The organism is Vibrio jasicida CAIM 1864 = LMG 25398, from assembly GCF_000400365.1.
Classification (GTDB): domain Bacteria; phylum Pseudomonadota; class Gammaproteobacteria; order Enterobacterales; family Vibrionaceae; genus Vibrio; species Vibrio jasicida.
The window spans coordinates 1-4,807 of record NZ_BAOG01000247.1 but is presented as its reverse complement, the minus strand read 5'-3'; the positions used below and the strand labels follow the sequence as shown (position 1 = coordinate 4,807).

2 protein-coding genes and 7 tRNA genes are annotated in these 4,807 nt (G+C 44.7%); 8 read left to right on the top strand and 1 reads right to left on the bottom strand.

Annotated features, from left to right (window positions below):
- The first annotated feature begins 2 nt into the window (after window positions 1-2).
- From VJL_RS27340 to VJL_RS27305, 8 genes are all read left to right on the top strand, one after another.
- Window positions 3-78: transfer RNA gene (locus VJL_RS27340), tRNA-Phe, on the top strand.
- Window positions 79-120: 42 nt separating this feature from the next.
- A tRNA-Asn gene (locus VJL_RS27335) sits at window positions 121-196 on the top strand.
- 294 nt (window positions 197-490) lie between these two features.
- Window positions 491-2,116, top strand: a complete 1,626-nt coding sequence (locus VJL_RS27330) for a methyl-accepting chemotaxis protein (protein ID WP_038870628.1) — start codon at window positions 491-493, stop codon at window positions 2,114-2,116.
- A 233-nt stretch (window positions 2,117-2,349) separates the two neighbouring features.
- Window positions 2,350-2,425 (top strand) — tRNA-Phe (locus VJL_RS27325).
- A 51-nt stretch (window positions 2,426-2,476) separates the two neighbouring features.
- Window positions 2,477-2,552, top strand: a tRNA-Thr gene (locus VJL_RS27320).
- A gap of 21 nt (window positions 2,553-2,573) precedes the next feature.
- Window positions 2,574-2,649, top strand: a tRNA-Asn gene (locus VJL_RS27315).
- 40 nt (window positions 2,650-2,689) lie between these two features.
- Window positions 2,690-2,765 (top strand) — tRNA-Thr (locus VJL_RS27310).
- Between the two features lie 15 nt (window positions 2,766-2,780).
- A tRNA-Asn gene (locus VJL_RS27305) sits at window positions 2,781-2,856 on the top strand.
- A 139-nt stretch (window positions 2,857-2,995) separates the two neighbouring features.
- Here VJL_RS27305 and VJL_RS27300 read toward each other — a convergent pair.
- Entirely contained in the window at window positions 2,996-4,432 is a 1,437-nt protein-coding gene (locus VJL_RS27300; protein WP_081635063.1) for an NAD-dependent succinate-semialdehyde dehydrogenase, read from the bottom strand.
- Between the last annotated feature and the right edge of the window lie 375 nt (window positions 4,433-4,807).

Sequence of the window (4,807 nt, the reverse complement as noted above, 5' to 3'; positions counted from 1 at the left end):
TTGCCTCGATAGCTCAGTCGGTAGAGCAGAGGATTGAAAATCCTCGTGTCGGTGGTTCGATTCCGCCTCGAGGCACCATATTTGGTGCACTTGCTTACAGTAAGACACAAACAGAATAGTTCCTCCTTAGCTCAGTTGGTAGAGCGACGGACTGTTAATCCGCAGGTCGCTGGTTCGAGCCCAGCAGGAGGAGCCAATTTAGAAAGCCAAGTCTTCGGACTTGGCTTTTTTCTTATCTGCAATATCCAAAACTCTCCCCCTATTTTCTAGTTCCGTCGAAACTTCTCCCTCAACGCCTTCAAGAAACAACCCTATTAACGTCTAGTTCATTTGATATAAAACACTTATTTCACGCTAAAAATTTAATCCAAATCATAGTTTCATCACTCGCAGATAGGCGCGTGTATACAAGTTCAATAATATGAATTTATTATTACGCCCCTTTATAAGCTATGCATTGCATAGTACGAACACGCTTTGTGAGCTAACTATGAAATTAAAAACTCAAGCCTATTTATTATCGGCCATCATACTAATTGCCCTGCTTGCATTAACTGCAACGGGTCTTTGGACACTTCGCGTCGCAAGTAACCTTGATAACAAAGCTCGAGTGACTGAGCTATTCAAGAGTGCTTATAGCATTCTAACTGAAGTAGAGAAAATGGCGGTAGAAGGCAAAATGCCTGAAGATGAGGCTAAAGCACTCGCGACTCGCCTACTTCGCAACAATATCTACAAAGACAACGAATACGTTTATGTTGCTGATGAGAACATGTTATTTGTGGCAGCCCCTTTAGACCCTCAATTGCATGGCACTAGCTTCCATGACTTTCGAGACGGTGATGGCAATAGTGTCGGTCAGCTGATCTTGGACGTGCTAGGTCGTAAGACAGGCCAAATCGTTGAATACACCTGGACACAAAAATTACCTGACGGCACCATCGAAGAAAAACACTCGATTGCAGAAAAAACACCACATTGGAACTGGGTTGTAGGTACCGGCATTGGATTCAATGAAGTAAATGCACGTTTCTGGTCTACTGCACAATGGCAGCTAACCCTATGTCTTGTTATCGCTGGTGCAATCCTAGGTGGCTTGATCATCTCTATTCGCAAGATGCTTAACCTTCTTGGTGGTGAGCCGAATGACGTTCGTGAGGCGGTTCAGGCCGTCGCTCAGGGTAATATCCAAACCAGCTTTGAATACACAGCCCCTAAAGACAGTATCTATGGTGCGGTGCAAGAGATGAGTCAATCGTTAGCTAAGATGGTCACCAATCTAGACGCGTCAATGCACGCATTACGTTCAGAGCTATCAGCGGTAGAATCGCGCTCTAACTCTATTGCTGATTTGACCATGTCTCAGCAGCAATCGACGGCGATGATCGCAACAGCGATGACAGAAATGGCTTCTTCAGCCAACCATGTTGCAAGTTCGGCAAGTGACACGGCACATAACACCGATGAAGCAGACAAGCAGAGCCAACACACGCAATCATTGATCCACAGTACGGTAGATAATATTCAAGGCTTGGCGACCCAGCTCAATACAGCCAGTAAAGCCGTTGCGGATCTTGACCAAGATGTTAACAGTATTGTGAAAGTTCTCGACGTAATCGGCGACATTGCTGAGCAAACTAACCTACTGGCGTTGAATGCCGCCATTGAAGCAGCTCGTGCGGGTGAACAAGGTCGAGGCTTTGCGGTAGTAGCAGACGAGGTTCGCAACCTAGCAGGACGCACACAAGACAGCACAAAAGAGATTCAACAGATGATTTCTAACCTTCAGGAAGGTTCGCGTAACGCTATCCATACGATGGAGATTTGTGCCGAAACTAGCGAAAGCACAGTAACCGAGTCTATGAACGCCTCAGAAGCGCTACAACAGATAGTAACTGCATTAGAGTCCATCACGGCCATGAGCCAGCAAATCGCAACAGCAGCCGCTGAGCAGACTCAGGTAAGTGATGATATTGCGCATCGCATTAACCTTATCGAAGAAAGCGGTAGCCAGCTCAACACGGTAGTGACAGAAAGCCAATCAAGCACACAGACATTGGCGTCTTTAGCGAATGAGCTTGAAGGTTGGGTGAACAAGTTCTCAGTAAAGCACTAGTTTAAAGTCAATTGTTCAATAAAAAGCACGTTTTCGGACGTGCTTTTTTGTTTTTATGGTATTTATTTAGCAAGCGAACTCATGCTCCTATCATAATCAAGGCTTAAAATATGGTGCATTCCTGTTAAAAACGCATAAAAACAGCCCACTCCGAGCACAAATTCATCAAACGATATTTTATTTTAATTTTATTGTTGACGTGAAAGCGGAAAAGCCTTTTAATACACCTCGTCGCCCGGATAGCTCAGTCGGTAGAGCAGAGGATTGAAAATCCTCGTGTCGGTGGTTCGATTCCGCCTCCGGGCACCACAATTTAAAATTGTTGGTGTCTTACACGAACAATAAAAAGAATAACGGTACGCCGACTTAGCTCAGTAGGTAGAGCAACTGACTTGTAATCAGTAGGTCACCAGTTCGATTCCGGTAGTCGGCACCATTTATTCTTAAACAAGATAATTCCTCCTTAGCTCAGTTGGTAGAGCGACGGACTGTTAATCCGCAGGTCACTGGTTCAAGTCCAGTAGGAGGAGCCATCTTTCAGTTAATAAGTCGATTACTTATTAACGAAAATGTGCCGACTTAGCTCAGTAGGTAGAGCAACTGACTTGTAATCAGTAGGTCACCAGTTCGATTCCGGTAGTCGGCACCACTTAATAAAATCTGTTCCTCCTTAGCTCAGTTGGTAGAGCGACGGACTGTTAATCCGCAGGTCACTGGTTCAAGTCCAGTAGGAGGAGCCATATTATAAAAAGCCGCATCACTTGATGCGGCTTTTTTGCATCTGAAGAAAACTCACAGCTCCCCTCTTCATCTACCTTTATCTCAATAAACAAAAAGCCAGGTGATATACCCAGCTTCCGTCTTTGTCTCGTGAGAAGGTTAGCTCAAACCTCCAAGGCAGATATACTTCGTCTCTAGGTACTCATCGATACCTTGTTTAGCACCCTCACGACCAATGCCAGATTCTTTGATACCACCAAACGGCGCAACTTCCGTAGAGATAATCCCTTCGTTTATCCCTACCATGCCGTATTCCAAACCTTCACTAAATCGGATAATGCGTTTCAAGCTATCGGTATAGAAGTAGCAAGCTAAACCATACTCGGTGTCATTCGCCATCGAGAGCACTTGTTCATCGTCATCAAAACTAATGACTGGCAAAACCGGACCAAACAACTCTTGTTGCACGATCGCCATACCTTGTCCGACATCATCTAAGATAACAGGCTCCATAAAGCGCCCAGTGAGTTTTTGAGGCTGGTTAAGTATTGTTGCTCCTTCTTGTACTGCCTGATCGACTACCGCCTCTAGACGATGCTTAGAAGCCATAGTGATAACAGGGCCAAGAGTTGTATTTTCCTCAAGACCATTACCGACCGCCAGGCTTGCCACTTTATCAAGAAGCTTAGTTAAGAACGCCTCTTTCACACTCTGATGTACATACAAGCGGTTGGTACACACACAGGTTTGTCCAGCATTACGAAACTTGGAAGCAATTAAGCCATTCGCTGCAGCTTCTAAATCTGCATCCTCAAAAACAATAAAAGGTGCGTTACCACCCAATTCCATAGAAGCGGCTTTAACCGTATCACTTGCTTGTTTCATTAAGATCTTACCGACACGTGTCGAACCAGTGAAAGAGATCTTCTTAATACGAGGATCGGTACTTAATACCAAACCGAACTCAGCCGCCTGTTCAGAAACAACGGTAGACAATAGAGCTTTGGGGATACCAGCCCGATGAGCAAGCTCCACCACAGCCAGAGCAGTCAAAGGCGTTAATTCAGAAGGTTTAATGATCATCCCACATCCCGCAGCCAGAGCAGGAGCCGCTTTTCGAGTGATCATTGCAATAGGGAAGTTCCATGGTGTAATCGCTGTACACACGCCGACAGGTTGTTTGATGGTAGAGAGGCGTCTATCTACCGCTGGGGCTGGAATAACCTCACCATAAGTGCGTTTAGCCTCTTCTGCGAACCATTCAACAAAAGATGCGCCGTATGTGACTTCTCCACGACTTTCAGTAAGGGGTTTTCCTTGTTCTAAGGTAATGATGTTCGCGATGTCTTCCGTATGCTCTACAAGCAATTGGAACCACTTTTTTAGGGAAGCGGAACGTGCTTTAGCGCTGAGTTTTGCCCACTCAACTTGAGCCGATTTGCACACTTCTATTTGCACATCTAACTCATCCAAAGAGCTAGGCTTTAAGCGAATCATTTCTTGCTCAGTCGCAGGGTTAATAACGGCAATCCCATCTTGAGAAGACAGGCTTTCGAATAAGACTCTTAGCGTTTCACTTTCTATCTGCTGCATCATTAGGTTGTACTCCCATAAGAACCTTTACTAGGTTAATCCTTCTGACAAATAAGAGTAAAGCAAACAAAGTTTTCTTCAGCGTAAATATGAGAAGTGATGACCCAGTAGGGTTATAGCCGGTGATACCGATAAGAGAACACCAACAAAGATAGCTATTATTGAATAAGGTAACCATTTGATGGGTCATAAGATTGGTGTTATTGAATGCCCCATTCCTTGATAGATAAAGCATTAGAGGGCATCTCTGACGTAACCAAATGACAGAGTAGATTTTCAATAAGGGTGGATGAGCTATTGTCAAATGTGGTGTATGGAAGATCATGCAGTAGCTTGTTGATGAGTCTCCATTTCTTTCACTCCATTGATGAAGCGAAC

Coding starts and splice junctions, on each gene's coding strand:
- VJL_RS27330 (WP_038870628.1), top strand. CDS start 491: ATGAAATTAAAAACTCAAGCCTATTTATTATCGGCCATCATACTAATT.
- VJL_RS27300 (WP_081635063.1), bottom strand. CDS start 4,432: ATGATGCAGCAGATAGAAAGTGAAACGCTAAGAGTCTTATTCGAAAGC.